At 54.6% G+C, this 26,750-nt stretch carries 27 protein-coding genes; 15 read left to right on the top strand and 12 right to left on the bottom strand.

The genetic code is table 11. The features are described from left to right. Positions 1 to 131: 131 nt before the first annotated feature. Complete coding sequence (locus tag PspR84_RS17225) at positions 132 to 497, bottom strand: hypothetical protein (RefSeq protein ID WP_160058427.1); 366 nt, start codon at positions 495 to 497, stop codon at positions 132 to 134. 553 nt (positions 498 to 1,050) lie between these two features. On the opposite strand from PspR84_RS17225, the gene PspR84_RS29495 reads away from it, so the two are divergent. From PspR84_RS29495 to PspR84_RS17215, 3 genes are read left to right on the top strand one after another with little or no spacing between them, the layout of a single operon-like run. Next, positions 1,051 to 1,197 (top strand): hypothetical protein, encoded by a 147-nt coding sequence (locus PspR84_RS29495; protein WP_163004822.1) that lies wholly within the window; start codon positions 1,051 to 1,053, stop codon positions 1,195 to 1,197. Positions 1,198 to 1,203: 6 nt separating this feature from the next. Next, complete coding sequence (locus tag PspR84_RS17220; protein WP_160058425.1) at positions 1,204 to 1,623, top strand: type II toxin-antitoxin system YafO family toxin; 420 nt, start codon at positions 1,204 to 1,206, stop codon at positions 1,621 to 1,623. 27 nt (positions 1,624 to 1,650) lie between these two features. Next, entirely contained in the window at positions 1,651 to 2,043 is a 393-nt protein-coding gene (locus tag PspR84_RS17215; RefSeq protein ID WP_160058423.1) for a GFA family protein, read from the top strand. A gap of 143 nt (positions 2,044 to 2,186) precedes the next feature. Here PspR84_RS17215 and PspR84_RS17210 read toward each other — a convergent pair whose 3' ends face one another. Continuing rightward, positions 2,187 to 3,017: an alpha/beta hydrolase gene (locus tag PspR84_RS17210; protein WP_160058421.1), complete on the bottom strand. Its 831-nt coding sequence runs from the start codon at positions 3,015 to 3,017 to the stop codon at positions 2,187 to 2,189. A gap of 266 nt (positions 3,018 to 3,283) precedes the next feature. Here PspR84_RS17210 and PspR84_RS17205 point away from each other — a divergent pair, with 266 nt between their 5' ends. The 4 genes from PspR84_RS17205 to PspR84_RS17190 are packed head-to-tail and all read left to right on the top strand — an operon-like array spanning position 3,284 to position 7,522. Next, positions 3,284 to 3,739: a (2Fe-2S)-binding protein gene (locus tag PspR84_RS17205; RefSeq protein WP_160058419.1), complete on the top strand. Its 456-nt coding sequence runs from the start codon at positions 3,284 to 3,286 to the stop codon at positions 3,737 to 3,739. 19 nt (positions 3,740 to 3,758) lie between these two features. Next, on the top strand, positions 3,759 to 5,921 hold the full coding sequence (locus PspR84_RS17200; RefSeq protein ID WP_160058417.1) for a xanthine dehydrogenase family protein molybdopterin-binding subunit: 2,163 nt from the start codon (positions 3,759 to 3,761) through the stop codon (positions 5,919 to 5,921). 1 nt (position 5,922) lies between these two features. Further along, positions 5,923 to 6,501 carry a hypothetical protein gene (locus PspR84_RS17195; RefSeq protein WP_160058415.1) on the top strand — a complete coding sequence of 193 codons (579 nt, stop codon included), beginning with the start codon at positions 5,923 to 5,925 and terminating at the stop codon, positions 6,499 to 6,501. A 55-nt stretch (positions 6,502 to 6,556) separates the two neighbouring features. Next, positions 6,557 to 7,522: a sensor domain-containing diguanylate cyclase gene (locus PspR84_RS17190; protein WP_160058413.1), complete on the top strand. Its 966-nt coding sequence runs from the start codon at positions 6,557 to 6,559 to the stop codon at positions 7,520 to 7,522. A 52-nt stretch (positions 7,523 to 7,574) separates the two neighbouring features. Here the strand turns inward: PspR84_RS17190 and PspR84_RS17185 are convergent, their stop codons facing one another. Next, the gene (locus PspR84_RS17185) at positions 7,575 to 7,868 is read right to left on the bottom strand and encodes a putative quinol monooxygenase (protein WP_160058411.1); all 294 of its coding nucleotides are present in this window, start codon (positions 7,866 to 7,868) and stop codon (positions 7,575 to 7,577) included. A gap of 123 nt (positions 7,869 to 7,991) precedes the next feature. Continuing rightward, the gene (locus tag PspR84_RS17180; RefSeq protein WP_160058409.1) at positions 7,992 to 9,425 is read right to left on the bottom strand and encodes a PLP-dependent aminotransferase family protein; all 1,434 of its coding nucleotides are present in this window, start codon (positions 9,423 to 9,425) and stop codon (positions 7,992 to 7,994) included. 312 nt (positions 9,426 to 9,737) lie between these two features. Between PspR84_RS17180 and PspR84_RS17175 the strand changes: the two genes are divergently transcribed. After that, positions 9,738 to 10,178 carry a carboxymuconolactone decarboxylase family protein gene (locus PspR84_RS17175; RefSeq protein ID WP_034155623.1) on the top strand — a complete coding sequence of 147 codons (441 nt, stop codon included), beginning with the start codon at positions 9,738 to 9,740 and terminating at the stop codon, positions 10,176 to 10,178. Positions 10,179 to 10,278: 100 nt separating this feature from the next. On the opposite strand, the gene PspR84_RS17170 is transcribed toward PspR84_RS17175, so the two are convergent. After that, positions 10,279 to 10,593, bottom strand: coding sequence for a hypothetical protein (locus tag PspR84_RS17170; protein WP_160058407.1), 315 nt, complete (start codon positions 10,591 to 10,593; stop codon positions 10,279 to 10,281). Between the two features lie 207 nt (positions 10,594 to 10,800). Between PspR84_RS17170 and PspR84_RS17165 the strand changes: the two genes are divergently transcribed. From PspR84_RS17165 to PspR84_RS17155, 3 genes are read left to right on the top strand one after another with little or no spacing between them, the layout of a single operon-like run. Next, a complete protein-coding gene (locus tag PspR84_RS17165) occupies positions 10,801 to 11,466 on the top strand; it encodes a secretin and TonB N-terminal domain-containing protein (protein ID WP_095122850.1) in 666 nt (221 codons plus the stop codon). Continuing rightward, positions 11,463 to 12,014 (top strand): RNA polymerase sigma factor, encoded by a 552-nt coding sequence (locus tag PspR84_RS17160; RefSeq protein WP_007913935.1) that lies wholly within the window; start codon positions 11,463 to 11,465, stop codon positions 12,012 to 12,014. The genes PspR84_RS17165 and PspR84_RS17160 overlap by 4 nt, the downstream gene beginning before the upstream one ends. A 31-nt stretch (positions 12,015 to 12,045) precedes the next feature. Then, positions 12,046 to 12,984 carry a DUF4880 domain-containing protein gene (locus PspR84_RS17155; RefSeq protein WP_160058405.1) on the top strand — a complete coding sequence of 313 codons (939 nt, stop codon included), beginning with the start codon at positions 12,046 to 12,048 and terminating at the stop codon, positions 12,982 to 12,984. Positions 12,985 to 13,759: 775 nt separating this feature from the next. Here PspR84_RS17155 and PspR84_RS17150 read toward each other — a convergent pair. Together PspR84_RS17150 and gspH are read right to left on the bottom strand one after the other, a co-directional pair. After that, positions 13,760 to 14,368: a prepilin-type N-terminal cleavage/methylation domain-containing protein gene (locus tag PspR84_RS17150; protein ID WP_160058403.1), complete on the bottom strand. Its 609-nt coding sequence runs from the start codon at positions 14,366 to 14,368 to the stop codon at positions 13,760 to 13,762. Beyond that, a complete protein-coding gene (gene gspH / locus PspR84_RS17145; RefSeq protein WP_160058401.1) occupies positions 14,365 to 14,811 on the bottom strand; it encodes a type II secretion system minor pseudopilin GspH in 447 nt (148 codons plus the stop codon). The genes PspR84_RS17150 and gspH overlap by 4 nt, the downstream gene beginning before the upstream one ends. Before the next feature lie 120 nt (positions 14,812 to 14,931). Here gspH and PspR84_RS17140 point away from each other — a divergent pair, with 120 nt between their 5' ends. After that, the gene (locus PspR84_RS17140) at positions 14,932 to 15,363 is read left to right on the top strand and encodes a type II secretion system protein N (protein WP_160058399.1); all 432 of its coding nucleotides are present in this window, start codon (positions 14,932 to 14,934) and stop codon (positions 15,361 to 15,363) included. Between the two features lie 192 nt (positions 15,364 to 15,555). On the opposite strand, the gene PspR84_RS29685 is transcribed toward PspR84_RS17140, so the two are convergent. The 3 genes from PspR84_RS29685 to PspR84_RS17130 all read right to left on the bottom strand — a co-directional run bounded on the left by PspR84_RS29685 (position 15,556) and on the right by PspR84_RS17130 (position 19,681). Next, positions 15,556 to 16,695, bottom strand: a complete 1,140-nt coding sequence (locus tag PspR84_RS29685) for a hypothetical protein (RefSeq protein WP_238785141.1) — start codon at positions 16,693 to 16,695, stop codon at positions 15,556 to 15,558. A gap of 12 nt (positions 16,696 to 16,707) precedes the next feature. Then, complete coding sequence (locus tag PspR84_RS29680) at positions 16,708 to 18,783, bottom strand: hypothetical protein (protein ID WP_238785138.1); 2,076 nt, start codon at positions 18,781 to 18,783, stop codon at positions 16,708 to 16,710. Positions 18,784 to 18,979: 196 nt separating this feature from the next. Then, positions 18,980 to 19,681, bottom strand: coding sequence for a hypothetical protein (locus PspR84_RS17130; protein WP_160058397.1), 702 nt, complete (start codon positions 19,679 to 19,681; stop codon positions 18,980 to 18,982). Between the two features lie 560 nt (positions 19,682 to 20,241). Here PspR84_RS17130 and PspR84_RS17125 point away from each other — a divergent pair. The 3 genes from PspR84_RS17125 (at position 20,242) to PspR84_RS17115 (ending at position 23,379) form a co-directional block, all read left to right on the top strand. Next, positions 20,242 to 21,516 (top strand): ATP-binding protein, encoded by a 1,275-nt coding sequence (locus tag PspR84_RS17125; RefSeq protein WP_160058395.1) that lies wholly within the window; start codon positions 20,242 to 20,244, stop codon positions 21,514 to 21,516. Positions 21,517 to 21,520: 4 nt separating this feature from the next. Further along, positions 21,521 to 22,318 (top strand): hypothetical protein, encoded by a 798-nt coding sequence (locus tag PspR84_RS17120; RefSeq protein WP_160058393.1) that lies wholly within the window; start codon positions 21,521 to 21,523, stop codon positions 22,316 to 22,318. 206 nt (positions 22,319 to 22,524) lie between these two features. Next, positions 22,525 to 23,379 carry a hypothetical protein gene (locus tag PspR84_RS17115; protein ID WP_160058391.1) on the top strand — a complete coding sequence of 285 codons (855 nt, stop codon included), beginning with the start codon at positions 22,525 to 22,527 and terminating at the stop codon, positions 23,377 to 23,379. 192 nt (positions 23,380 to 23,571) lie between these two features. On the opposite strand, the gene PspR84_RS17110 is transcribed toward PspR84_RS17115, so the two are convergent. Next, entirely contained in the window at positions 23,572 to 24,513 is a 942-nt protein-coding gene (locus PspR84_RS17110) for a hypothetical protein (protein WP_238785137.1), read from the bottom strand. Positions 24,514 to 24,626: 113 nt separating this feature from the next. Next, the gene (locus PspR84_RS17105) at positions 24,627 to 25,832 is read right to left on the bottom strand and encodes a hypothetical protein (RefSeq protein WP_178121146.1); all 1,206 of its coding nucleotides are present in this window, start codon (positions 25,830 to 25,832) and stop codon (positions 24,627 to 24,629) included. Between the last annotated feature and the right edge of the window lie 918 nt (positions 25,833 to 26,750).

Raw genomic sequence — 26,750 nt, 5'->3', positions numbered from 1 at the left:
CGGCGATTTGGATAGTAAAAAAGGTGGCTGGGCGGATAAGCGCGATGGCTTGATGGTTTTTGCTCATCAATCGACGCAGGAGCGAAGCGAAAGTGAGGAGCAGGGAACCCCTCACTCATTCGCTCTGCTGACTACAGCGGTACGCGCAGCTTGTCCAGCAGTCGATTGACCAACAGCTCGTTCAGCATGATCACCTGTTGCAGCGCCAGCAGCGGTTTGCGCTCCGCGCCGCCTATTGAGTTGGCGATGTTACCGGCCATGGAGTGGGCGTAGGAAATTGATTCGCAAGCTTCGACCAACAGGGTTTCTTCATCCAGTGTGGGGTCGACCAGATAGACCGGGCGAAACGGTGGCGAACCTGGTGGAGCGCCCAGTGCTTCGGGTCGCAGGTAGTAGTCGAGGGCGCGGTCGGTTGCCTCTTTGACCTTTTGCGGGTCAAGCGCGGGGTCGTGAGGGATTGGATCGGTGGGCGGTGGATTTGGCGTGATCTTGAACATGGATGAAACTCCTATCGCAGTTTAAGGAGCCATCACTCTCGCTACCAAACGAGTGGGTGGTGGCCATACGCGGGTTGGTAGACCGGCTGCAATAGGAACCCGGCGCTCACGAGTGAGCCCCACGCATGACTACCATTGAACTGAGCCTCCACAAAGACACAGCACTGGGTGTTGTCACACGGCTATTACAGACGGGCTACCAAACCCGATCACTGTTTTGCAGTGACAGGCCAACGATATAGCCCGGCCCATAGCCGTGTAAGCCGGCGGATTCTGGCGTACGCGTAGGTAACGACGCAAGGTGTTGTAGGGAGGATGGCGTAACGGTTTGTGTGCTTTAAACGCGATAACCGGATGACGTTTACCAATGGGCATTACCGAGCAATGAGATCTAAATTCAGGAGTTTTACGGACTACAATTTTGGGTGTAATGACCTACAGATCTGCAAGAATCCGCCGACTTGTCTGCCTTGAAACAAAATCCTATCGTTTGCCGGTCAAAACTTAATCACTTAAGCTGGTCAGCATGAATACACATCCTTCGGAGGCTCCGATGGCCACCACCAGAAAGACCGACAAACCTAACAAAAAGGAAGTTCGTGATGAGCTGACATTCCTTGATGTTCGGCAAGCCGCGCGTGATGGGCAGAAAGTGTTCGATAAATTTGTGATCACTGGCAGGCTACCTATTACAAAGTAGGCCTGAATGCCAGCCATCAAGATTTCTGCGCTTTTTGAACAAATCACTAACTGGCAAAACTTCGCTACACATTTTTATAACTACGAGGTGTGCGGTGAATTACCCGGGATTTTCGGGCGTGACGAACGACTCGATTTGACCGATATGCACCATATCCACCTTGCCAGTACTTCGTCACTGCAAGCTCGATGGGCAAAAATAAATCGTCAGTATTACCGCACTGTATTGGTTGACGATGCTGATAATGACTTTTGGCTGATCTATGCCTATGACGCGTTTCGGGATGAATATCTGTTACTGACAGTCACCGGCCCGGATGCCCATAACCGAAGCGAGTGGGGCTCATTTCCGCGCAATGTGCATTGCCAGATTGTTGAGCCTTGGACGCTGGGCAGGATTGCCTTTCCTGATTTGGACGATCTGTAATTTGAGGTCGAGCAGAGGAGGTGTGACATGAATCGATTGACTGGCGGTTGCCTGTGCGGCGATGTCCGTTTCGAAGTGACAGGCCAGCCCTACCGAGTCGGCATCTGCCACTGCCTCGACTGCCGCAAACGCCACGGCACGCTCTTTCACACCTCGGCAATATTTCCCGAGGATGCGCTGAAAGTCACCGGCGAAACCCGCGACTACAACGGGCGCTTTTTCTGCCCGCGCTGCGGCGCACCGGTATTTACGCGTTCCGAAGATGAAGTAGAGGTCAACGTCGGATCGCTGGATGAGCCTAATCAGTTCAAACCCACCTACGAACTCTGGACCATTCGCCGCGAGTCATGGCTACCGGCGCTTCCACTGGCTCACCACTACGAGCGTGATCGCGAGAGTACAAGTCGCACAGAGGAATAATGGACGTGAGCCCAATCACATCCCCTTGTGGGAGCGAGCCTGCTCGCGAAAGCGGTGGGTCATTCAGCTCAAGTTCAACTGACAGATCGCATTCGCGAGCAGGCTCGCTCCCACAGGGAGGAAGTGTATGGCTGCCAATGATCTCAGCTGCGAATAAACGCCAGCAGATCCGCGTTGATCGTTTCGGCCTCCGTCGTCGGCATCCCGTGCGGAAACCCCGGATACGACTTCAGCGTGCCATTGGGCAGCAACTTCGCCGACAACGGCCCAGAATCCGCATACGGCACAATCTGATCATCCTCACCATGCATCACCAGCACCGGCACGGTGACCTTCTTCAAATCCTCAGTAAAATCCGTCTGCGAAAACGCGACGATCCCGTCGTAATGCGCCTTCGCTCCGCCAATCATCCCTTGCCGCCACCAGTTGGCAATAATCCCCTCCGAAGGCGTGGCGCCCGGCCGGTTGTAGCCATAAAACGGCCCGGTCGGGATATCGCGATAAAACTGCGCGCGATTCGCCGCCAACTGCGCCTGAAAATCATCGAACACCGCTTTCGGTAGCCCACCCGGATTGCTCTCGGTCTGCACCATCAGCGGCGGCACCGCACTGATCAGCACGCCTTTGGCGACGTTGGCCTGACCATGCCGGGCGATGTAATGAATCACCTCACCACCACCGGTCGAGTGACCGACATGTACGACGTTCTTCAGACCCAGATGATTGACCACTGCCAGCGTGTCGTCGGCGTAATGATCCATATCGTGGCCATCCCAGACCTGGCTCGAACGCCCATGCCCACGCCGATCATGGGCAACCACCCGGAAGCCTTTGCCGAGGAAAAAAAGCATCTGCGCATCCCAATCGTCCGAGCTGAGCGGCCAGCCGTGGTGGAAGTGGATCACTGGCGCGTCTTTCGGGCCCCAGTCTTTGTAGAAAATCTCGACGCCGTCTTTTGTGGTGACAAATCCCATGTTCGCAACTCCAGACCAATCTGATGGATAACCCGCGCGGTGATCGCGGACCGGTTTCGCTCATGACGAGTTTTCTACAGTGCAGGCTCAGTGCGAGCCGTTATCAACTGTAGGATTAAAGTCGACATCTGCATGACCGGTGGTCGCAACGTCTGGCTTCACGCGCAAATTAGGCTTTGCTGAAAGGGATAAGCCGAGGCGCGCACAGGCATTGATGGCCGTAGCGACGCCCCTTCAGAACACCGTGAGTCTGAGGAATTTCCCCGATGCTGACCTTGAATATCAATGGCAAGGATCAGGAGCTCGATGTCCCTGCGGACATGCCGTTGCTCTGGGTCCTGCGCGATGTCGCGCACCTGACCGGTACCAAATTCGGCTGTGGCATGGCCCAGTGCGGGGCCTGCACCGTGCACGTTGACGGCGCGCCATTGCGCGCCTGCATCACCCCCGCAACAGCTGTGGCCCACGGCCAGAAAATCCTCACCATCGAAGGCCTGTCCACCGACGGCTCGCACCCGGTGCAGCAAGCCTGGGCCGAACTCGACGTGGTGCAGTGTGGTTATTGCCAATCGGGGCAGATCATGTCTGCGGCGGCACTGCTGGCGAAGATCCCCAAGCCCACCGACAGCGATATCGATCAGGCGCTCTCCGGCAATATTTGCCGTTGCGGCACCTATCCGAGCATTCGCGCAGCGGTGAAGCGTGCTTCGGAAATCGGCTGATTTTGTGGGGAGATAGACGATGAACAGTCCTGTATCGCGTCGGGGTTTTCTCAAAGGCAGCGCCGTGTTGGGCGGCGGGCTGGTGGTGGCGTTTGTCGTCCCCGGCGGCCACAAGTTTGCCTATGCAGCCGAAAATGAAGGCAAGGTGTTCGCGCCCAATGCGTTTTTGCGGATCGCGGCGGACAACAGCGTCACCGTGTTGCTCGGGCATTCAGAGATGGGCCAGGGCATCTGGACCGGCCTGACGATGTTGATTGCCGAGGAGCTGGATGCCGATTGGTCGAAGATCCGCGTCGAACACTCGCCGGCGTCAGCGGCGGATTACGGCATGCCGGGGTTTGGCGGCATGCAGATTACCGGCGGCTCGACGTCGACGTGGATGGAGTTTGACCGTTATCGCCTGGCCGGCGCGACCGCGCGGCAGATGTTGGTCGAGGCGGCGGCGAAGCGCTTTGAAGTGGCGCCATCGGCGATTCGCACCGAATCGGGCGTGGTCATCGCTGGCGATAAACGCGCCACCTACGGCGAGTTGGCGGATGCCGCCGGACAACTGCCGGTACCGGATCCGAAGTCGATTACGTTCAAGGAAGCCAAGGACTGGAAAGTCATTGGCAAACCGACCAAGCGCCTCGATACGCCGGAGAAAATCACCGGCCGCGCCAAGTTCGGCATGGACGTGCAGTTTGAAGGCTTGATGACAGCAATGGTCGCGCGCCCACCGGTATTCGGAGCCAGCGTTAAATCCTTCGAAGGTGCTGAAGCGCTGGCGGTGCCGGGCGTGCACAAAGTGCTGCAAGTGCCGACCGGTGTCGCGGTGATTGCCGAGCATTATTGGGCGGCGAAGCTGGGACGGGATGCGCTGAAGGTCGATTGGGATCTGGGGCCGAATGCAGACCTGAGCAGCGAAAAATTGCTGGAAAGTTTCCGCAAATTGGCCGCCACGCAAGGCACGTCAGCCAGTCAGGCTGGGGATGCCAAGGGCAGTTTCGGCAAGGCGGCGAAGAAAATCGACGTCGAATACAGCGTGCCGTATCTGGCCCATGCGCCGATGGAACCGCTCAATTGCACGGTGAAGATCAGCGCCGAGAAATGCGAGATCTGGACCGGTACGCAGTTTCAGACGCTCGATCAAATGGTCGCCGGCAAGATCACCGGGCTGAAACCGGAGCAGGTGGAAATCCACACCGAATTCCTCGGTGGCGGTTTTGGCCGCCGGGCCAACCCAACATCAGACTTTGTCGCCGAAGCGGTGCAAGTGGCGAAAGCCGCCGCCATGCCGGTGAAAACCGTGTGGTCGCGCGAGGATGACATTCGTGGCGGTTATTATCGTTCGATGTTCCTGCATCAAGCCAAGATCGGTTTGGGCGTCGATGGTTTACCGTCGAGCTGGCAGCACGTGTTGGTCGGCCAGTCGATCATGACCGGCACGCTGATGGAAGCGATGATGGTCAAGAACGGTATCGACCCGACCTCGGTCGAGGGTGTGGCCGACAGCCCTTACGTCAAAGGCCTGGCCAATCATCAGGTCGATCTGCATTCGCCGCAAACCGGGATCAATGTGCTGTGGTTGCGCTCCGTTGGCCACAGCCACACGGCGTTTGTCATGGAGTCGCTGATCGATGAAATGGCGACGGCGGCGGGCAAGGATCCGGTCGAGTACCGACGAACCTTGCTCAAGGATCATCCTCGGCATCTCGGCGTGCTCAATCTGGCGGTGGAAAAGGCCAACTGGAAAGCGCCGTTGCCGGACGGCCATGCGCTGGGGGTTTCGGTGCATGAGTCGTTCGGCAGTTATGTGGCGCAGGTGGCGGAGGTGTCGCAGGACAATCTGGCGATTCGCGTGCATCGCGTGGTCTGTGCGGTGGACTGCGGGATCGCGGTGAATCCGCAGAGCATCGCGGCGCAAATGGAATCGTGCATCACTTTCGGTCTGGGCATGGCGCTGCACAGCAAGCTGACGCTCAAGGACGGCGCGGTCGTACAGTCCAACTATCACGATTATCAGGTGCTGCGGCTTAACGAGATGCCGGTGGTCGAGGTGCACATCGTGCCCAGCAGCGACAAACCCGGCGGCATCGGCGAGGCCGGTGTGCCGCCGACCGCCCCAGCCGTGGCCAACGCGGTGTTCGCCCTGACCGGGCAGCGCCTGCGCGAGTTGCCGCTGCAACTGTCGGGGGTGTGAGATGAAACGACATCTAGTGTTGGGCACGGTGATTCTGCTGGGGCTTGGCGGTTATGCATCGGACTTGTTTGCCGATGATCAAGAGGCGCTGAAAGCCTTCACCACGGTGCAGAAAGTCTTCCAGAGTCCGCGTTGCCAGAACTGCCACATCCCCGGTGATTCGCCGCTGCAGTTCGACGCTGGCATCCCCCACGCGATGAACGTGGTGCGCGGCATGGACGGCAAGGGCGCCGCCGGTTTGCCCTGTGCAACCTGCCACGCGGAAAACAATCCGCCGGCCAGTTACGGCCCCCATGCGCCACCGGGCGCGCCGCACTGGAGCCTGCCGCCGGCGGCGCACAAAATGGCCTGGATCGGCCTGCCGCCGGACAAGCTTTGCGCGATGATCAAGGATCGTTCGAGCAACGGCGATCGCGACTTTGCCGCGCTGATCAAACATGTCAGCGAAGACAAACTGGTGCTGTGGGGCTGGAATCCTGGGGCAGGGCGTGCGCCCGTGCCAGTGCCGCACGATATTTTCGTTACGCAATTCAAGCTCTGGGCCGATGCCGGCGGGCCTTGTCCGGTGGCGCAAATGTGAGCCATTGCCAAATTAGCGCTACGCTTGAAAGCATTGTTGCCAACGGAGTGTGCTGATGCTGGTTCCAGGAAAACCTGCGAATGAAACGGCGCGAGTTCAAGCGCTGCACGGTCTCGAACTGCTCGATTCCGCCCCCGAAGAGCGTTTCGACCGACTGACACGGCTGGCGAAACGCCTGTTCAATGTGCCGATTGCACTGGTGACGCTGGTCGACACCAATCGGCAGTGGTTCAAGTCCTGTGTGGGCCTGGATGCCACTGAAACGCCCAGGGATATTTCATTCTGCGGACACGCGATTTTGCAGAACGATCTGCTGTTGGTGCCCGACGCCCGCGAGGATGTGCGCTTCCATGACAATCCGCTGGTGACTGGCGCGCCGAACATCCGCTTCTACGCCGGCTACCCGCTGACTGTGCCCAACGGCAATAAAATGGGCACGCTGTGCCTTATCGACACCAAGCCCCGCGACCTCGACGAGGAAGAGCGCGCGTTGTTGCGCGATCTGGCCGAGATGGCCGAGCAAGAGCTGACGGCCGTGCAGATGGCGAGCATGGACGAGCTGACGCTGCTGTCCAATCGACGGGGCTTCAAGCAACTGGCCCAGCATGCGCTGGATGCCTGCGCACGGCTGGAGCGGCCGGCGACGTTGCTGTTTTTCGACCTCAACGACTTCAAGCAGATCAACGATCTGTATGGCCATGCCGAGGGTGACAGTGCGCTGAAGACCTTTGCTGATGTGCTGCGCATTGCCTTTCGCGAGAGCGATGTGGTCGGCCGGCTGGGCGGAGATGAGTTTGTAGCGTTGCTGACCGGTTCCAGCCATGTTGAAACCACGACGATCATGGCGCGGCTCAAGGACATCCTTGAAGAGCGCAACGCCACACTGCATCGAGGGTATGCGATTCGCTTCAGCGTCGGCCAGATTGAATACGACGCCAAACGCCATGAGACCGTGGACCGGTTGCTGGCGGATGCCGATAGCGCGATGTATGTGCACAAGCAGGCCCTGAAGCGCTGCTAGGGAATGCACCGCAGATCCCTGTAGGAGTGAGCCTGCTCGCGAAGGCGTCAGGTCAAACGATGGGAAAGCTGTTGAAATCCACGCTATTGGCCAACCGGCTATCGATCAAATCGATAAACCCCTGCGCCTCGGGCCGGTTGAAATGCGCCTGCATCGCCGCTTCTGACTGCCAACGAGCACTGACCGTCCAGCGGTGGCTGTCCTCGGGGCAGCGGTCGACCAGGTAGGAATCGCAGCCCGGCGTTTCGCGCAGGGTGTCGACGATCTTCTGCAGTTGCTTGCCGAGTTCATCCGAGCGGCCGGCGGCAGCCTGCACTTGGACCGTGTTGATCACTTCATTGGACATTGCTCACACTCCTGAATCAGGCCGGACGAATCCTGCTCATTGAGGGATAACGCCTGTGCAGGATAGGCCTGCCGTCGTGAATCACCAATAACCAATCGGCAGTAAATGCGTTATACCAAAGGCTCATGACAGCTGTTCGAGGATGTCACGCAGGCGATCCAGAGCGATATCGATGTCCAGCGTTTCGATGGCGCCGAAGCCGAAATACAGGCCGTTCTTCGCCGGTTGCTGATGATAGAAACCGTTGATCGAGTACAGCCCGACTTCGACCTTTTTCGCCAGTTCGATCACCAGCGGCAAGTTGATCGGCACCTTGCAGAACACCGCCATATGAAACCCGGCGCAGGCCGGCACCGCCTCAAGCCATGGCGAAAAATCATCCGCCATGCGCGCCAGAATCCGCTCACGGCGCTGCGCATAAATCGCATGACAGCGGCGGATATGCTTGAGCAGGCAACCTTCGGCGATGAACTTGGCCAATGCCCACTGCGGCAGGGTCGAGGCATGCAGATCGGTCAGTTGCTTGGCGCGGATCACCGCTTCGAGAATGGCCGGCGGCAGGATCGCATAACCCAGGCGCAATTCCGGCAGCAGGGTCTTCGAGAAGGTGCCGACGTAAGCGACGATGCCACGCTGATCGAGGTTGTACAGCGAATCGGTCGGCCGACCTTCGTAGCGAAACTCGCTGTCATAGTCGTCCTCGATGATGATCGCGCCCAGCTCATGAGCGCGAGCCAGCAAAGCTTCGCGGCGCGCCTGACTCATTGGCATGCCCAGCGGAAACTGATGCGACGGCGTGACATAGATGAGGCGCGTGCCATCGGGAATGTGCTCGACCTGAATGCCCTCGGCATCCACCGGAATCCCGACCACCTCGGCGCCATGGGTGGCGAACAACAGGCGTGCCGGCGGATAACCGGGGTCTTCCATTGCCACCAGACTGCCGGGGCGAATCAACACTCGGGTGATCAGGTCCAGCGCCTGTTGCGCGCCGTTGCACACGACGATGTCTTCATCCTGACAGTTGATCCCCCGGGAAAACGCGATGTGCCGGGCAATCGCATTGCGCAGCGCCGGCAAGCCCTCGGCGACACTGTAGAAGCCCTTGGACTGGCCCATCTGACGCATCGCATGGGCGACGCAGCGGCGCCAGTCATCCTGCGGAAACTGGCCCTTGCTGGTGGCGCCGCCGATAAAGTCGTAACGCAGCGAGCCTTCCAGCGTTGGGTGACGCAAGAACACCGGCAGATTGCGCCAGCTCTCGATCACTTCGGCACTGGCCAGTTCGCTGTGGCTTTGCTTGCGCTGGATCTGCGCCGGGCGCGCGTTGACGTAGGTGCCTTTGCCGATCACCCCAGTGAGGAAGTTTTCGTAAGTCAGCTGCGCATAGGTGTCGGAAATGGTCTTGCGTGAGATGCCCAGTTGCTCGGCGAGCAGACGGCTGGGCGGCAACTGCGTGCCAGCGGCCAAGCGCCCGGATTCGATTGCACCGCGCAGCTGCTGATACAACTGACCGGCGAGATCCTTGCGGCCGTTGATCACGACGTGAAGTTCCATACCGACGAGGCTCCCGGGGCTATTTGGCGTGTCCGCCAGATTACCGCTGTTGCGGGATCGGCAATAGTTGCCTACCCGAAAAACCCCAAATTGGCCTAGATCCCCTGTAGGAGTGAGCCTGCTCGCGATGACGGTGGCACATCCGACATCAATGTTGCCTGACACACCGCTATCGCGAGCAGGCTCACTCCTACAGGGATTTGTGCTCGGCTGATGGTGATTGGTGTAGCGGTTTTCCGTGCAATTGGGGCTGTAATGCATCGCTGTCGGCGTTTACGGTGACCTCATTATTCCGTCTAACGAGACCTGCCCATGTCCCCGCGCCTGGATTACTACAACGCTTCGCCCAAAGCGATGAAAGCGATGATTGCCATGGAGGCGCTGACCGCCAACCTCAGTATCGAACAGCCGCTGCTGCAATTGATCCGCATCCGAGCCTCGCAACTCAATGGCTGCGCATTCTGCACCGACATGCACTCGGTGGATGCGCGACGGGCCGGGGAGAGTGATCGGCGTTTGTATGCGATCGCGGTGTGGCGCGACAGCAACTTCTTCAACCCTCGCGAGCGTGCGGCGCTGGCCTGGGCCGAGGCGGTGACGTTGTTGGCGGAGAGCCGTGTGCCTGATGAGGTGTATCAGCAGGCGCGCGAGCAATTCAACGAAGGGGAATTGGTCGACCTGACCATGGCCGTGACCACCATCAACAGCTGGAACCGCCTCGCAGTAAGCTTCCGCCAAACGCCTAGCGATTGAAGATCAAAAGATCGCAGCCTTCGGCAGCTCCTACAGGGAAACGATCAAAATCCCATGTAGGAGCTGCCGAAGGCTGCGATCTTTTGATTTTGACGTTGCCCTAATTCGCCGGACGTTGCGGTTTCACCGAGGTGCCGAAGGTGTTGCCCATCCGCGTACTGGTCGCCGCCGGGGTCGCCAGCCCAACTTGGTTCGGCGGCCGCTTGTTCACCGGCACATTCAGCGCCTCTTGATTCTTCTCCGCCGCCGCAGCGCCTTCCGGGTTGTTGCCCATCTGCTGGCTCAGACAGTCATAATTCGGCGCCTTGTAACCGCCGACCGTCACTTCCACACAGCCCAACGGCTGCTCCGCATAAGCGCTCGACAGAGCCATCAACAACAGCCCGCCAAGGCTGATTCGCCACAGTGTTTTCATGCTCGCCTCCTGGCCGGCCCGAAGGAGCCGCGCTATGGCTTGAGTCTAGTGCAAGCCTTGCGCAATTCCCGTGATGGTTTTTTTGCACCGCCCGTCACACCAGATTCATAAACAGCCCTCAGGATGACGATTTCCAAGGATTCGTCAGCCGTGCAGCGAGGCAATTCCACGGACGGTTTTCAGCGTTCAACGAGGCTTGTGCGCCGGATGTGTCTGGGGTGGCTGCTTGGCTGTGCGGCGGGCCACGCCATGGCTGACGCGGTGCCGGCGGACTTGCGGATGACGCTGCACATTCCGGCACAGGATCTGGCGCACGCGCTGGATCAGTACAGCCACGCCACTGGCGTTGCGGTGCTGGTCGACAGTCAGTTGAGTCGCGGCCGACGTTCGCTCGCGGTGGACGGCGAATACACCGCCGCCGATGCCCTGCGTCGATTGCTCGGCGGCAGTGGTTTGATGGCGCGCTATGCCCGCGACGATGCGTTTACCTTGCAAGTGGCGCAGGTCGAAGACGTGCCGGCACCGCCGCAAAAACAGACGCCGGAAAGCGTCGCGGTCAACCGCAGTTACGCCACGGCGGTGCAAGCGGCGATCGAGCGCAACCTGTGCCGCTCGCCGCTGACCCGACCGGGCAGTTATCGCGCGGTGTTGCAGGTCTGGGTTGGCCGCGACGGCTTGGTGCAGCACAACCGGTTGGTCACTTCGACCGGTGATGTACGGCGCGACAACGCGCTGGTGGAAAGTTTTCGCAATCTCAAGATCGACCGGCCGACGCCCAGCGCCTTGCGTCAGCCGGTCACGTTGCTGTTGTTACCGGAGTCGTCAGGGAAACGCATGGAATGCACCAAATGGGAAGGAGTTTCCGGGGGATGAAAGACACCGGACAAGGTTCGATGGTCCAACTGTTCCTGACGTCCTACGAGGACTTTCGGGTGCGCCTGCGCAGGCGTCTCGGTTCGGAAGATCTGGCCAACGACGTGCTGCACGAAACCTACCTGCGCGTCGACCGCATGGAGACGCCGCCGAACGTCCTGCGGCCCAATGCCTACCTCTATCGCATGGCCCTGAACATCGCCGCCGACCGCCGCCAGGCCGACGCGCGCCTGCTCACCGGCGAGGAAGTCGAAGAGCTGCTGCAAATCGGCGACGAAGCGCTGGACCCGGCGCGGGTGGTGGGCGGGCAGAAGGAAATCCAGTCGCTGCTCAGTGCGTTGTACGAGCTGCCCGCACGGCGCCGGAAGATCTTCATCGCGGCGCGCCTGGAAGAGGCGCCGCACCTGGAAATCTCCCAGCGTTTCGGCATTTCCACGCGCATGGTCGAGAAGGAAATCAAAGCGGCGTTGGGCTTTTGCGCGGCGAAACTGGAAAGAAAAGTGTTTCAGCGGTTCGGTCGCGGGGCCGGAAAACCGTCTTCTGAATAGTGCCCGATCAATTCGTTGAGAATCTGCGCGTTTGAACATCTTTCGACTGACATCTGCCGAGCCATCGGCGGCCGACCATCTGCACAGCGAAGCCCGCGACTGGCTGGTCCTGCTGACCTCCGGCCGCGCCACCGTGGCCGACGCCCGCGCTCTGCGCGAATGGTGCGCGCAGAGTGCCGAACATGCCCGCGCGTTCGAAGAGGCCAAGCGGTTGTGGCACAACCTGCAACCTGCCGCGCAAGGCTTGCAGGCACCGCGCGGGTTTGGTCGACGTGCTTTTCTCGGTGGGGCGATTGCTGCGTCGGCGGCGTTTTTGCTGGTGCGCGGGACGATTCCTGGTGGTTTTGAAGGGCTGGGCGCGGACTACATCACTGAAGTTGGCCAGCAGCGTCGTTTCGAACCGGTGCAGGGTGTGAGCCTGGAGCTGAATACTCAGACGCGGATCAATCAGCGTGCAGTGTCTGACGGTGTGCAGGGGTTTGAACTGGTCAGTGGTGAGGTTGAAGTGCAGACCGCGCGGTTGCCGTTGGCGATGCAGGCTGGGGGAGGGTGGTTGCGCGCGAGTCAGGGGCGGTTCAATTTGCGTAATACCGATCAGCAGGTGTGTGTGACTTGTCTTGATGGTGCGGTTGAAGTGGATGTTGAGGGGCGTAGCCTGCGTCTTGAACCGGGGCAGCAGGTGACCTATGACGCGCGGCAGGTTGGCAGTGTGCAGAGTGTCGACACGGCGGCGGTGATGAATTGGCGTCAGCAAGTGTTGGTGTTTAATGGCGCTACGCTGAGTCAGATGATCGACGAGATCAACCGGTATCGGCCGGGGATGTTGTTGCTGCTTAATCGTGAGCTTGGGCAGCGGCGGGTGCAGGCGCGCTTTAGCCTTGACCAACTTGCTGGCGTTGCATTGCTGATTCGCGATGCTTATGGCGTCAAGTGCACTGAGTTGCCGGGTGGCGTTGTCGTTTTGAGTTAGTGGGTTTGATTGGGTACATATCCGTTGCTGCGGTAACGGCGGCTTAGGGTTTCGCCCTTACGGCGACTCACTTTTTTTACAAACGCCTAAAAAAAGTAAGCAAAAAAACGCTTGCTCCTACGTGCGGCCCGCTCGCTGGGGCTCGGGGTTCCTTCGCTCCGGGATCCATCCGGGCGCATCGCCTACGGTTTGCTTCGCTGCACCTCCTCTCGATGCATTTGGCTGCGCCAAACGGTCGCTGCGCTCCCACCCCCGGATGAATCCCTCCACTCAGCCTTCCGACGTCGCCCGTGGAACAAGATCAAAAGCTGCAGCCGAGCTAACGCTCATCCTGTTGAGTGGGGCGGCTTTGCCGCTCGGGCTGTACGCAAATTAAAACGGTGGGAGCGAGCCTGCTCGCGAAGACGGCCTGCCAGCCGACCAATCCCCAACTGACTCCACCCAATCCAACTGTAGGAGCGAGCCTGCTCGCGAAGACGGCCTGCCAGCCGACCAATCCCCAACTGACTCCACCCAATCCAACTGTAGGAGCGAGCCTGCTCGCGATGACGACCTCACAGCCAACCAACCTCCAACTGACCTCACCCAATCCCACTGTGGGAGCGAGCTTGCTCGCGAAGACGGCCTACCAGCCAACCAATCCCCAACTGGCTACCCCCAATCCAATTGTGGGAGCGAGCCTGCTCGCGAAAGCGGTCCATCAGTAACAACCATGTTGACTGACCCACCACGCTCGCGAGCAATCCCCTCCCACATTTAATTCATGGCCAGCAAATCACTCCAACGGCCCAATCACCTGCCGATACTTCTCCACCCCCTGCGCCGTCCCCCGACTCAACCGAATCTCCAACCCCAACGGATCCTCCCGCCGATTCCCGCTCAACTGCCGCCACCCCTTATCCACCTCCCAAACCCGCACCTGCACATCACTGACTGCACTCAAAACAGCCACCCCATTCCCTGGCGCCGGCAACGGATACCGACTCCGCGCCTCAGCCACCGCCCGATACAACGTGTCGCCCTTGACCCACCACCGCACCCGCTGCAACGCCCCCGGCTGATCCGCCGCCGTGCGAATAATGTCCAGCCGAAACCCCTTACTGTCGCTACTGCGCACAGTCAGAGCGGGCGGGGCGCTCGGCGGCTCATCATCCACCCCAACCTTCTTCGGCTCCGTCAACTCAACCCCCGCGCGCATCTCCACATCCCGCTGCAACTGATTCAGCGCGCGCAACAAACCGTCACTCTGCTCACTGCTCGCCTGCAAATGACTGTCCGCCCGCGTCACACTGTCCAGCCCCCGCCAGGCAATCAAACTCACCACCGCCATCAACAAAATCGCGACCATCACCTCAATCAACGTAAACCCCTGCTGGCGCTTCATTGCAGGCTGATCCTTCCACTGCCATCACGCAGCACACTCAAGCGATTCAACCCATCCGACAACGTCAATTGCAGCGGCGGATTAATCCACTCAGCGTTCAGCACCACCCTCTGTTTCGGCTCCACCCGCACCTCCAGCTTCGGACTCTGCCAGGCACGCGGCCGCAACTGTGGATCCTGCGCGAAATGATCAAACCCCTTGCCACTGTCACTGCGCCGACTAAACCGAAACCCCTTGGCATCACTCACCCACACAATCGGCCGGCCATCGGCGCGCGCCTCGGCCTGCGCCACCTGCAGCAACTGCGCCACACGCTCGGCATCCTTGCGCAGCAACTGCAGCGGATCGGGCTTGATACTCAGGCTGATCGCCGCACTGGCGATGCCGATGATCACCAGCACCACCATCAACTCGATCAGCGTAAAACCCTGTTGCCTGTTCATCGCGCGCGCGCTCCTTTGCGTCCTGCGCCATCGTGCACGGCCAACATGTAAGGCATGTGAAATAAAACGGAGAGAATTGCTGCGTAGGCTGGCAGCAGGGATAAAAAGGAGATTCAACCCATGACCTTCACCGCACGCTTTTCGCCACCCCAAATGGTCCAGGCCCTCGCACTGCTCGCAGCGCTGGTCGGCGTGGCGACGTGGTCGTCGCTGCTGCTGACCTCCGCCGAATCCCACACCCCGGCAGCGGCCCCGCAGTTGCTTGCGGCGCGTAGCGATAGCCCGGCGTTGCAGTGGTTTTCCAATCAAACGGCGCCGATGGACATCAAGGTGAGCGGGGTGATGGCGGGGAGTCGGGGGGCGGTGGCGATACTGAGTTTGAACGACGGGCCGCCGAGGAGCTTTTTGCAGGGGGAGAGGGTTGGGCCTGGGGTGAAGTTGGTGGCGGTGGAGGGGGATGGGGTGGTGATTGAGCAGGGTGGGGAGCGGGTGCGGTTGGTGCTGGATAAACTGCCTGAAGGACCGGATTTGCCGAGGTTGGGGAGGCCGTGATTAGCGGGGTTGAACGCGCCTATTTTGTCGTTTCAGCTGTGGTCGTGCGGTCTGGATTGCCGGGAGTGTACTTAGTTGCCTTTGGTTAGAGGATGCCTGTCGTAAATATCCTCTTTCGGCCAGAAACAGACGTTCATTCCCCTACGTTGTCCTAGTACCGTTAGTGGGACGCCTAGGACAGGCGACTACCCTTTACCTTGCTTTCAATGAACGAATCTTCGCCAGCGCCCGGCTGATTGGAGGATTTTCCATCCCTTCCGGAATGATTACGTCGTCGTCAGTCTTGATGGCCGAAATTTCCTGGCCGTTCTCATCGATCTCCCAGGCATTCATAACAACAACCCCTGAAGTCAATAAGTGGGCAACGAGCTTTCCTTTGGTATTTACAGTAGCGACATAACATTCCTTGCGTACCTCATAATCCTTCAAAAACCTTTCAAGGTTCACAGACGAATCTGGCGTCATCGTATGAATTCGAGAAAGGGCTGCTTGAACTATCCCAGATCCATTCTCAGAAAGATCAATATTGCTTGTAACGGCCACACGATAATGCGCAGGGTGCCGCTTGTCGATGCCACGTATCAATGCGATACGCAGCATTTTATTAGGGTCTTTATCCCCGATCCTTTCCGCAATGTTCGAGAATATCCTATTTCCAACAGCAGTATTTTCGAAGGCAAACATCAGCACCGGAGTTTCGCTTTCGCATGTTTGGAAGCCTAGGCCCTTCCAGCCTGCCTGATCCCATAGACTCGTCTGAATGAGAGAAACGACTTTAAGCTCTCTATGTTTCATATTTGAAAATTGAAATGGATGCTTTGGACTCTCATCGCCCAGATCAGACTTAGGATGAAAGTCTAGAGGTTTAATGTTGTGATGATCAAAAAAAGCCGTTCGCCGAGTTGGAGTGTACAATTGGAAGGGTGGTTTCTGATGTGAAGTGATACTTGGACTAGCGTCGTGTCCCATGAAGTACCCTTCCAGTCCGAGATTGGAGTTGAAAATTACTGCGCGCTCTAAAGCCTTGTCGTCACGAAGCATTTTCTCTAGGTTTGGCCAGCCAATTTGAGGACAGATCACGGAAATAAAGTGAAGGCAGAATTCACTATAAAACTGCTGGATCATATTCCTTTGGTCATCTGTAAGCTTGGCGATACTGAAAGCCGAGCAGAGGATCTGGGCAGAGGTTACCTGCGCAGCCGTATCGAAGGTGTACCGGAGTATAAACTCTTCCTCATCCTCTAATGAAATATCAATATTGACCTTTGGTACTGTCGCCGCGGCACGGTCAGCCATCATGGGAGCGCAGAAGCTTTCAAGCACAGTCAGCAACTGCTGCGCCAGCTACAAGCAGGGTGACTTCACAGGGAAAGAAACTGAGATCTCGCAGCCCAGGATATAGGAGTTTATGGTTGTCCAGCGCTCTAGGTATAAGTCCAGCGGAGCCACCGGAGCTCCCATATCAATGCTCCGCCAGATGTTCATAAAATCAAGATCAAGTGGTTCGTCCTCGGGCCCTGCTTTATCTTCATGGCCTAAGCAAGCCAACAGCGCATCAGCGCTCAGCGCCAGGCCCATTTGATTAAGCTTATCTGGCAACCACGTTAATTTCTCAACAGTTGAAAACGGAGCATTCAAAAACAGCTTGCCAATCAAGCACTCGTAACTGATTCTCTGATCATCTGTCCAAGGATTATCGTTCAGCATTGGCGATATAGCATGAGACAGGTAATACCAATTCAATGATTGTCCTAGGCGTCCTAGCTGCGCTTCAATCCACATGAGCCGCTGGTAGATAGCAGCCTGTTTGGCATTGCTTCGCTGCTCCTTCAATGCATCAGATGTTACGAGGTACGCGGCCATTATCGCAGCCCCTCGCGCTGCCCAAAGAAGGCCCTGTTTCTCGTATGCATGGGAAAGCATGTAAAGAGCAGAAAAAATCTCTCTCTTGCTTTCGCTGTTATACAGCCCATATAGCGATAACCCGAGGCACTTGATCGCCCTGTAGTAGTCCTGCTTGTCGCAGCTAAGCGCTCCGCGCCTCAGATACTTGTCCGCGCTCATCCTGGCACCTTGCCGCGCACCAGCGTCGTCAATGACCTTATCCATAAGATCCTCGTATGCCTCCATGTCTCCAAAACCCACATCAAGTGCTTCCAGTAAATTGACGAGGCGAGCCATGGGATAACCAATCAGCTTATGTGCGTTGTCTGCAATGTTGCCCAAAGACCTGAAAATACTACTGAGTTGCTCCTCATTTTCAGCAGCCAGTAGATCAAGGAGCGCCAAGGATGTTTTGGCCTGTAACGCGCCACTGATCATATCGGCGTCATTAGCAATCGAGTTCAATTTTTCCCGAATAGTGGTCTCTATGGAAACAACATTGAGCGTGCACTTGCCTTGTCGATGAGTGGTAATCACCAAGTTGAACAACGTTACGATTTTCTCCCACACCTCGACGTTGTCGGTCTCTTGGGCCACGCCAAGGGTTCTCTCAAAGGTCTCCTCAAAGAGATCGATATTTTCAAGCCACCAATAAGCCGCCCAAGTGAGCTCGTACAAGGCATCGAAATGCTGTCGTTGGGTGCCGAATTTTTTCGCCGTCCGCACAGCGATATCGAACTGATGCTTTACAGCAGCGGCATCCCGCTCCAGCTCTTTGAAGATGATGGCGCGGTTGGTATAGAGGTCGACCTGAGGAATGGTCAAATGGCCTGGATCTTCAATCTGGTCGATCTGGCGCTCGATCTCTGCTAACTGAATCTGCTTATCAGCATCGAACGGGCCGATCTGAATTTTGCTCTCAATGCTACCTGTAAGACCGAGGTACTCGATGGCAAGGTGCTGGTTCTTGGGCTCCAGCGTTTTATCAAGCAACCACGTTCGATCATAGATGGTGACCTTGACGCCATGCTTCTTTGAAAGGTCGTCCTGGAGCTGGGCTCTCAGGCTGTTCTTGATGAACCGGCTGGAGACACAGAAGATGCGGACATAGTCACGCCCGGTTGACATGATGCTCTCAACATCCTTTTTGCACTTTGTCTTCCAATCTTTTTGGGTGCTGACCCCAAATGCCCAGCGCTCGGATTGCGGTGCCTCGTTTAGGCCCCAGAAAAAGGCGATTTGGCTGGCGACAGGATACGTCTCGGTATCGGTTTTACCGTCCCCACCCGCAGTCGGGCCGCTCTGAGGAACTAGGTTGGGACAGATTTCCCGCTCGCAAAGCTTCCGTACGAATATCTCAAACTGGAGCTCTTGGCTTCGATTGTTCAGCGTCTCGAAGTGGTACTCCAGCATGGAGCGGTCAATGGTCGATTCTTGTAACTTTACAGAATCCGAGAACTGCTCCGGACGTCTGGCTCGCAGAAAGTCTTGTGGTTTAGGGCCAGGAATCTTCGTAGCCGTTTGTTCCTTTTCCATCATCCACTCCTGAAATGATCAATTGCATCGCACCGCTACGATCAACGTCTTGGCCTTGAGTCATGCAGGGCCCGACGCCGCCATGATGGTGTCGCTTGAGATGCTAAGGGACGTCCGCGTAGTCATAGTGAGGGGACGATCTTTACGTCAGCCATTGGCCTAATTGGCTGATGGCTTGCTCAAACTCGGACGCCGGCTAACTGGGCTGCCAAAAATTGCAGCTGAAGTTATTCAGGCCTCCGCCATGGCGACTTGGTCTAACCGCGAACAACTCAGGTACAGCATCACCATCGCCACCCTTGCGGAAGAACTCTCTCAGGGAAAAGAGAGCCTGCATCTTCAAGCGCTCCCATTCTTCGTGCAGGCGACTTTCGAGATCCCTCGTGACCTGGGCAGCGCTGGGTCTACGCGTGGTCGATAGTTGAGCGTAGTCGGGCTGAAGGGAAAAGTCGTACACGAAGGTCAGTTGCCCGTATTTCCAGTCGGCAGACTGAGACGCTCGCCAGCGGAATGGCACTCGCACTGATAATCGCTTGCTGAAATGGAACGGCGGGATGATCTGATCATCAATGTGAAACAGCTCCCCCTCTCCGCGCTCAGTTTCGAGCCGCCCCTTCATTTGCTGCACCGCGTGAATGAGGTCACTGCCGGCATGCAGCGCATCCTGCCGAGTGCTTTCGCGCTTAGCATGGGACTTGGCGTTGCTGTACTCAGCGATCGTTTGCTCGAACCTCTGGAGCTTAGTAGCCACGTAAGGCCCACAGCTACTGAGACCAAGGCCATGGAGCGGACCTACGCGCTTTTCATCTAAGCACTTTTGTACCGCTGCGCGAAGCACCGTCTCGTCAACGTCGCTAATCGCATCTTGCTGAACACTGGGCAGGTTAATGTACGACATAACCAAAACTATCCTTGTGCAATAGTGGCCTAGCTACCGCCATCTCAGCCCCTGGCCGCGGCAAACCTTCCCCACGTATGTGGGAAATTTAATGTCCCGTACCGATAGCAGGAAATTCTTGAGGTTAATAGGGCGATGCTGTCACGAATGCTCAGATAGGCGCAACGCCCCCCAATGCGGGTCTCTGAAAGCGGAATGTAACTTGCTGCAAAACGTTGCACCTGGAGCGTCCCTGTTTCTATAGAAGGCATCATGCTTCAGAGAAGGCATGCTAACCCTGCGTAACTGTCCGGTTTTGGCCGATTGCTGTCCGTCGTTAGGGGCGGCAATCGAGCCTACGCAGTCGGTGAAGGCAGGTAAAACCGGCAAAAAAAATCTAGGCAAATTTTTACCACTATCTTGAAAATCTTCACGATAGGTCTGTCGACTATCTCGCGCTACAGCTATGCTAGGTAGCGGTTTTCTAAATTTATGAGTTAAAAGTAGAACTGTAAAATGTAAAATACTTGCAATTATGTCTCGCTCCGGAATATGTACGATCGCCAGCCCAAAGGATAACTATGCACCTTACAAAAGTTGAAATAAAAAATCTTAAATCGCTCGGTAACTTTACTTGGGAATTAACTGGCGACGATACACTTGCGGGATGGCATGTTCTGTTAGGTGATAACGGCTCAGGAAAATCTACATTCTTGAGAGCCTGTGCCATTGCTCTGATGGGTCCTAAAAATGCAATGGGGTTGAGGTTGCCTTGGCAAGATTGGGTCCAGCATGGTGAAAAGGAAGCGAGGATCAGCATTGGTCTTACACAAGATTCAGTCGATCAGTGGACTGGCAAAGGAAACACTACTGCAGGAAAATTGCGCGCGGCCGTTAAAATCAATGATCAGGGAATTACTACGGCCGAAGTTTCTCCGTCACCAAACAGACATATCTGGGGCGGTGCTGGCTGGTTTACCTCGTCTTTCGGTCCTTATCGACGCTTTTCGGGTGGTAACAAAGATCATGAGAAGTTGTTTTATTCAACGCCAAAACTTGCAAGCCATCTTTCTCTATTTGGAGAAGATGTTGCGCTTAGTGAAACGCTCGGCTGGCTGAAAGAGCTTCACTACATCAAGCTAAACGACGAGAGCAGTGGTGTCCGTAACTCTTCATCTGGACGACTTCTGGATAATATAAAAAACTTCATCAATCAGGACGACTTTCTTCCTAATGGTTCAAAGCTTGAAGAGGTAAATCCAAAAGGTGTAACCTTTAAAGATCCAAATGGAGAAATCATTGAGATTACTGAACTTAGTGATGGTTTTAGATCCGTTCTAAGTATGACGCTAGAGTTAATACGTCTGTTAAGTATTAATTTCGGACAAAGTCATTTATTTAGCAGTGACAGCACCAGAATTATCGTGCCAGGAGTAGTCATTATTGACGAGATCGACGTCCATCTTCATCCCCGCTGGCAACGAACCATTGGTCCGTGGATGACCACCCACTTTCCTAACATACAATTTATTGTCACTACACATAGTCCACTGGTCTGCCAAGGTGCTGTCAGTGGCTCGATTACCCGATTGCCCTCACCTGGTGGCAATGAGAAAGAAGGACGGGTGTCTGGAGTAGCGCTAGATCGACTCCTGTTCGGAGATATTCTTGAAGCATTGAGTTCTGGGGCTTTCGGCGAGGGCATCGAGCGTTCAGAAATAGCAAAAGAGATGTTTTACGAGCTAGCCACGCTAAACATTCAATCTCGCCGTCGTTCGCTTGATGAGGTCGAGTTGGAGAGACGTACAGAACTCCAATCGATATTTTCTTCGATGACTGAAACGGTGGGGGCATAGCGCGATGCTTAAACTTCCACAGGTCAGCGCATTTGGCCGTACGCGAGCCTATCTAGAGGCTCAACAACAGCTCATTAACAACCTTCCCACTTATGCCGAAAAGGTAGCTTCTGCAAAAAAGGCGTGGGAAGGGAAAAGTAAGGCCATTTTCGAGGAGGTCCGAGCTACATTGGACATTCTTTGCTCGGGGGCACGACGCTGCCAATACTGCGAGGATTCTGCCGCCGATGAAGTCGAGCATGTATGGCCAAAAAAATTCTATCCCGAAAAAACGTTTATATGGCAAAACTACTTATTCGCTTGCGGCCCTTGCAATGGTTCCAATAAAAGGGATCAATTTTCAATCTTCGATGCAGACGGAAATAAATTTGATATTGTCCGTAAAAAAGGTGACCCGGTCTTACAACCACCAACAGGCATCCCACTTTTTATCGATCCCACATCTGAGGATCCCACTGAGTATATTTCCTTGGATTTGCAAACCGGCCTTTTCGTGCCGTTGTCGCCCAAAGATACTCGGGAATATAAGCGGGCCGAATACACTATTAAAACTCTTGGCTTGAATAGCAGGGATTATCTGAGCCGAGCTCGTAGGATCGCATATGCAAGCTATAAAGATTCCCTAGACGCCTATACGAGGCTCAAAGAGAGTGGCGGCACCTTGGATGAGCTCATGAGCAAACAAGCTGAAATCAGCGAAAAAAACCACCCTACTGTATGGCATGAAATTAAGGTTACAGCACATCTCCGGATAGCTCACCATGATGCATTTGAGCAATCTCCTGAGCTTTATCAAATCTGATCTGTTCAGATGTGTTGACCCCGAGGTACATAATGGAGAATGGGCTTTCACGCAGCCCTATTTTTTAACCCTGCGCGCCCATCGCCGTCCCCGCCGAGCAGCGCGGCTTAGATAGCAGTTGGCACCACTATCGATGGATATTCGTGCGACAACCTATATGGAGAGGGAACACGGAAGAAGAGCTTCAATTCACGCGAGCGACGATCTTGGCTGGTGCTGTACTACTGGAAAAGATGACGCAGGCAAAATTTGACCAGATGATTCAACGACTGAGCTTGGACAACCAAGTGCCGTCCGGTGACGCCATCAGCGTGCCAAAAAAGGTGGTTCAACTTAGTCACCCGGTTTTGCTCAACCCTCATCAACCATTAGTAACGAAAGAAGGTCTAATAACCGTCGCCGAGGCACTTATTCGGGAAGCCGTAGCGTTGATGTGTCATGGAAGTACGGAATCGCCTCAGGAGCACCTGAGGCGTTGCTTGGAAAGAGATGGTTTTGACGTCTCGTGGGATGGTGGCGCGTGTGCTCAAGGTACCCCACCTTGGCTGCGATGCTCGCTACCTTCCAATGTGAACCTTCCTCAGGTCGACAACGAACTTCATGCGCTGCTCAAATACTTCGATATGCAGATAGCAATTGCTCACTTAGACCAGGCCATCGACTGTCATACACGAGGCGATTGGGCGGCCGCGATTGCACAGTTCAGGACCTTCATAGAGCAGTTGGTTAACGACATTTCGGCCAAGGCATTTCCGGGGCAGGATGCTGCAAGCCACACATTGAACAACCGAATCCAGTTACTGGGTAAAGAGGGTTTCTTGTCAGAACCTAGAGGCGAATGGGGGAATGACGGAAAGGGCTACATACAAGGGTTGCTCCGGATGCTTCATAGCGAAGGGGCACATCCCGGAATCTCTGACGATGAGCACTCAACATTCAAGTTCCATCTCACGCTCATAACGGCCAGGACGCTTTTACGAAGGCTTCAGAAGGCTCGGTTTAAGCCTTTCACTGCCCGTTGCGACGGGTGGAACCTGGTCGTTTGTTGCCCGTCACGATAGGCCGCGACCGACAAAGCTGTGTGAAAACGTTTCAGAACACGTTTGAATGTCGGGGGGGGGGGGGCAAAGTCGCGTTACTACTCAAATTTGTTGTTGGCTGATAACACAAGCACTAGCAGATTTTACGTAGCAACGCAGACCTCAAAACGGCACATGTGTTTTTACATACTGAATAAGGTACAGATGATTGATTTATCGCCTTGGAGGACCCATAAAGCGTTTTCTCGAATCATATATGTAATGTTTGACGTCATAAATCTTCTCACTTAATTCCCAGTGGCGCTCCGGAATATTTCTTTTCTTATCGGCCTTTGTGAAGTCGTTAAGAGCGGTTTGTAATTTATCCAGTGTCATTCCGGGCTTCAATGTTTCAATTCGCTCTCCCGATCCTTGATGATTTACGAATAGCTGCGATACTACATCTAGGGCTTTAAGTATTAGCCAGCGATATTCTTTCTGGCCAGTATGGACGAACTTGCAGCTCCAGCTGTAAATGTTTTTCACGTCCTCAAGTGAGACGTTTAGTGCAAAAAAAATGGAGCCTTTCTTCATGAGGAATTTTATAAAAAGGCTCACGGGAAAGCTTTCTTCGGTTTGTATTAGGTAACCTCGAGCAACCCTTAAGGACTTGAAGCCAATCATGTTGCGAAATTTATCTTCAAGGGCGAGCCTGATGTAAAATGGTGCACTGAATTGCTGAAGAGTTCTTTTTTGATCAGGTAGATCAATAAAGCTATACGTGTGAGGAAGCGATGCTGCACGAGCATGATTAAGGAAAGTATATCCAGAGATGGATTTTTGACTTGCAGTTATTTCTGTGGTTATATTAAGTTCGGGGGAGTCGAACTGAAGCTCACTAATTTCTGAAATAATTATCTCGGACAATGCTATGAAGTCGGTAGCCTCCGTTGAAACTCCGAGATAATTTGGCTTGATTTGACATGACTGCAGTTTCTCGGCGATTTTCTCAAGTTGCTCTGCGATTACCGGCAAGTGCGCTCCTGGATCAGCAAGCTCCCTTTCGCTTGGAAATGCTCCCATATATTTCGAATTATACTTTTCATGAGATTTTATCAAGCTCGCAATTTCTAAGCATCGCATAACTGCGCTTGTAATTTCTTTTTGCGAAATCATGTTTTCCGTCCTGAAATTTATTGGCCTGGCCATCAGTGCTCATGCGTTGGAAAGGCATTGAATACCTTAAGTAAAGGTTTGAGTGCTAATTCTCTAATATTTATGCGCAACACCTAATCGCCCGCAGGATGTTTTTTCTGTTTGTGTAATGAAGTTAATACCTCTTTTGAGTGTGCATCAAGAAGAAATTTTAAATTATTAATGGTTGGCTCGTACAGCTGTCTTGATACTAATGCGCCATCCGGGTGATATTGAATAGGAGAATTAGTATTTATATCGTAAAAGTTATGAGTGACCTCTTTGGCATCTATGGTGTCGGCTTCAAAGGGGATAGTGGCATATGGATTGTAATATATATGCAGTCCATCAAGGTGAGTTTCTCGGTGGTAGGATGAATGGTAAATATGAATGTCAGAGCCAGCTATGCTGCTGCCAAAATCATATCGAGTGGAGATAAGATAGTTTAATGGACCTATTTGATAGTTGTTTATTCCTAAGCCGTTGAAGCCTTGGAGGGCTGCGGGCTCGTTTTTGTTGATTTCTCTGAAGATTGTTGCCCTGACGATTCTCTCGACACCACTTTCAACTACCGCCTTGCCAAAAGTTCCAGTAGTAGAAAAAATTACTGCGCTAATTTCTTTGTAGGAGTCATTTGTAAATATACCTAGCTCAACTGGAGCGCCTGACGGCTTGCTAATTGATGAGATTTTTCTCTGTTTTCCTGTTTTAAGTGCGTGTGCATCTGGAGGTTCAATACCAAAAAGCACACGGTTGATTATTTCGTTGTTTTGCGTTAGTGATAGGTCACTATCAAATGGAGCAATTGCAATTACAAATGGCCTGCCCCGAACATGCCCAAGGGAAGAGTAGGGGAACTGTTTTCCATTGACTCCGCTGAAAATATCTCTTTTGTCTTTTATCTTTCCGATGAGCTTAAAGGTGCAGTGGTCCCTGAACTCTTTCTCGTTGAGAGAGTTCTTTTTGGTGGTAGTAGCTTTTGGGCGATCTGATATCACAGCTTCAACGTTGAATTGATATCCACTTGGAGTGCTTACGCAAAAGTCCGGACTTGCTTTGGTGTAATCGACAGCGAAGCCAAGTTCCATAATCATCTTATTTAGATATAGTTCCCAAAAAGAAGAGTTGAAGGTGGTCTGGAACTCATTGATAAACTTTACTTGTTCTCCTGATCTCTCCAATAGTCCTTTACTCCACGACTGGATCACATCTTTGACTGGTGTATAATTAGGGTCGCTACAAATTTCTTTGAAAGATGCATGGAGTTTATTTTGTGGTAATTTTGTATTAAAAAGATCCATCTTGTTCGCCTGCTGGGTAAGGCCCCTTAATGAGGGGGGTTATGAGAGCGACTCGTTAACGGATTTTAAGTGCTATTTATCTCGAAGACTAATTTTATTTATCCTACGCCTTTCAATCAGGCTAGTTGTAGGGCCAGCATTGAGGGGGCGTTTTTAAGGCGCCTAAAGCTTTGGTGTGATTGTGGAGCTCGTCGAGCCTGATTTTGAACTGAATCAGCACCTCGTTCAAACACTGACGCGCAATCCTTGGGCTATTGCACAGACCTTACATATGCGGTTCTGCCAAAAAATAGCGGTGCGGTTAGCAGCAGAGATCGCAGGTATTGCTCACCTGGAGGCTGCTGGCTCAGTGCTTATGAGTGTCCGCTCGGGGTCGACAACCTTCTCTCATAAACGGCCGCTCTTGGCCGAAAGTAGCCACCTATAGCTCGGCTAAATCCTACTTACAAGCCTTCAATCGCGTTCCATCAGTACCATTGCCTTCACTGGTGTCAATCTCGCCTTTACGGTCAATATGAATTTCCGTTGTCGACCATTGGGGCGTAATGCTGATGCAACGGTTCAGGCCCTTTGAATTCCACCAGTCCAGACGCATGAAGAATTCATTGTCAGGAAAGATATGTCCTATATCACCCATTGTTTTTCCGGGCAGCAGTTCACCGCGAACGATGGTGTGCTGTGTGTTCAGGACGTAATTAGTGTTCTTGGTGCCGTCTTTGAGTAGAAACGACAACTCGCGATATAGCTATGTACCAGCACGTCACAGCACCAATGAGAAATAATCCTATCCACCGGCCAATACGTCGTGGTCGCTTTTCACTTACAGACATGCTTTTGAACCCCTGTACCCCAGTTAGCAATTAGTATTCGATAAACACCAACGTTTAAAAAGACATCTCCAAACACTCTCTCAGGCTA

The sequence above is a fragment of the Pseudomonas sp. R84 genome, assembly GCF_009834515.1.
GTDB lineage: Bacteria > Pseudomonadota > Gammaproteobacteria > Pseudomonadales > Pseudomonadaceae > Aquipseudomonas.
Note: the sequence above shows the minus strand (reverse complement) of the source record. Positions and strands in the feature narration are given on the sequence as shown.

Coding starts and splice junctions, on each gene's coding strand:
- PspR84_RS17225 (WP_160058427.1), bottom strand. CDS start 497: ATGTTCAAGATCACGCCAAATCCACCGCCCACCGATCCAATCCCTCAC.
- PspR84_RS29495 (WP_163004822.1), top strand. CDS start 1,051: ATGGCCACCACCAGAAAGACCGACAAACCTAACAAAAAGGAAGTTCGT.
- PspR84_RS17220 (WP_160058425.1), top strand. CDS start 1,204: ATGCCAGCCATCAAGATTTCTGCGCTTTTTGAACAAATCACTAACTGG.
- PspR84_RS17215 (WP_160058423.1), top strand. CDS start 1,651: ATGAATCGATTGACTGGCGGTTGCCTGTGCGGCGATGTCCGTTTCGAA.
- PspR84_RS17210 (WP_160058421.1), bottom strand. CDS start 3,017: ATGGGATTTGTCACCACAAAAGACGGCGTCGAGATTTTCTACAAAGAC.
- PspR84_RS17205 (WP_160058419.1), top strand. CDS start 3,284: ATGCTGACCTTGAATATCAATGGCAAGGATCAGGAGCTCGATGTCCCT.
- PspR84_RS17200 (WP_160058417.1), top strand. CDS start 3,759: ATGAACAGTCCTGTATCGCGTCGGGGTTTTCTCAAAGGCAGCGCCGTG.
- PspR84_RS17195 (WP_160058415.1), top strand. CDS start 5,923: ATGAAACGACATCTAGTGTTGGGCACGGTGATTCTGCTGGGGCTTGGC.
- PspR84_RS17190 (WP_160058413.1), top strand. CDS start 6,557: ATGCTGGTTCCAGGAAAACCTGCGAATGAAACGGCGCGAGTTCAAGCG.
- PspR84_RS17185 (WP_160058411.1), bottom strand. CDS start 7,868: ATGTCCAATGAAGTGATCAACACGGTCCAAGTGCAGGCTGCCGCCGGC.
- PspR84_RS17180 (WP_160058409.1), bottom strand. CDS start 9,425: ATGGAACTTCACGTCGTGATCAACGGCCGCAAGGATCTCGCCGGTCAG.
- PspR84_RS17175 (WP_034155623.1), top strand. CDS start 9,738: ATGTCCCCGCGCCTGGATTACTACAACGCTTCGCCCAAAGCGATGAAA.
- PspR84_RS17170 (WP_160058407.1), bottom strand. CDS start 10,593: ATGAAAACACTGTGGCGAATCAGCCTTGGCGGGCTGTTGTTGATGGCT.
- PspR84_RS17165 (WP_095122850.1), top strand. CDS start 10,801: ATGTGTCTGGGGTGGCTGCTTGGCTGTGCGGCGGGCCACGCCATGGCT.
- PspR84_RS17160 (WP_007913935.1), top strand. CDS start 11,463: ATGAAAGACACCGGACAAGGTTCGATGGTCCAACTGTTCCTGACGTCC.
- PspR84_RS17150 (WP_160058403.1), bottom strand. CDS start 14,368: ATGAAGCGCCAGCAGGGGTTTACGTTGATTGAGGTGATGGTCGCGATT.
- gspH (WP_160058401.1), bottom strand. CDS start 14,811: ATGAACAGGCAACAGGGTTTTACGCTGATCGAGTTGATGGTGGTGCTG.
- PspR84_RS17140 (WP_160058399.1), top strand. CDS start 14,932: ATGACCTTCACCGCACGCTTTTCGCCACCCCAAATGGTCCAGGCCCTC.
- PspR84_RS29680 (WP_238785138.1), bottom strand. CDS start 18,783: ATGGAAAAGGAACAAACGGCTACGAAGATTCCTGGCCCTAAACCACAA.
- PspR84_RS17130 (WP_160058397.1), bottom strand. CDS start 19,681: ATGTCGTACATTAACCTGCCCAGTGTTCAGCAAGATGCGATTAGCGAC.
- PspR84_RS17125 (WP_160058395.1), top strand. CDS start 20,242: ATGCACCTTACAAAAGTTGAAATAAAAAATCTTAAATCGCTCGGTAAC.
- PspR84_RS17120 (WP_160058393.1), top strand. CDS start 21,521: ATGCTTAAACTTCCACAGGTCAGCGCATTTGGCCGTACGCGAGCCTAT.
- PspR84_RS17110 (WP_238785137.1), bottom strand. CDS start 24,513: ATGATTTCGCAAAAAGAAATTACAAGCGCAGTTATGCGATGCTTAGAA.
- PspR84_RS17105 (WP_178121146.1), bottom strand. CDS start 25,832: ATGGATCTTTTTAATACAAAATTACCACAAAATAAACTCCATGCATCT.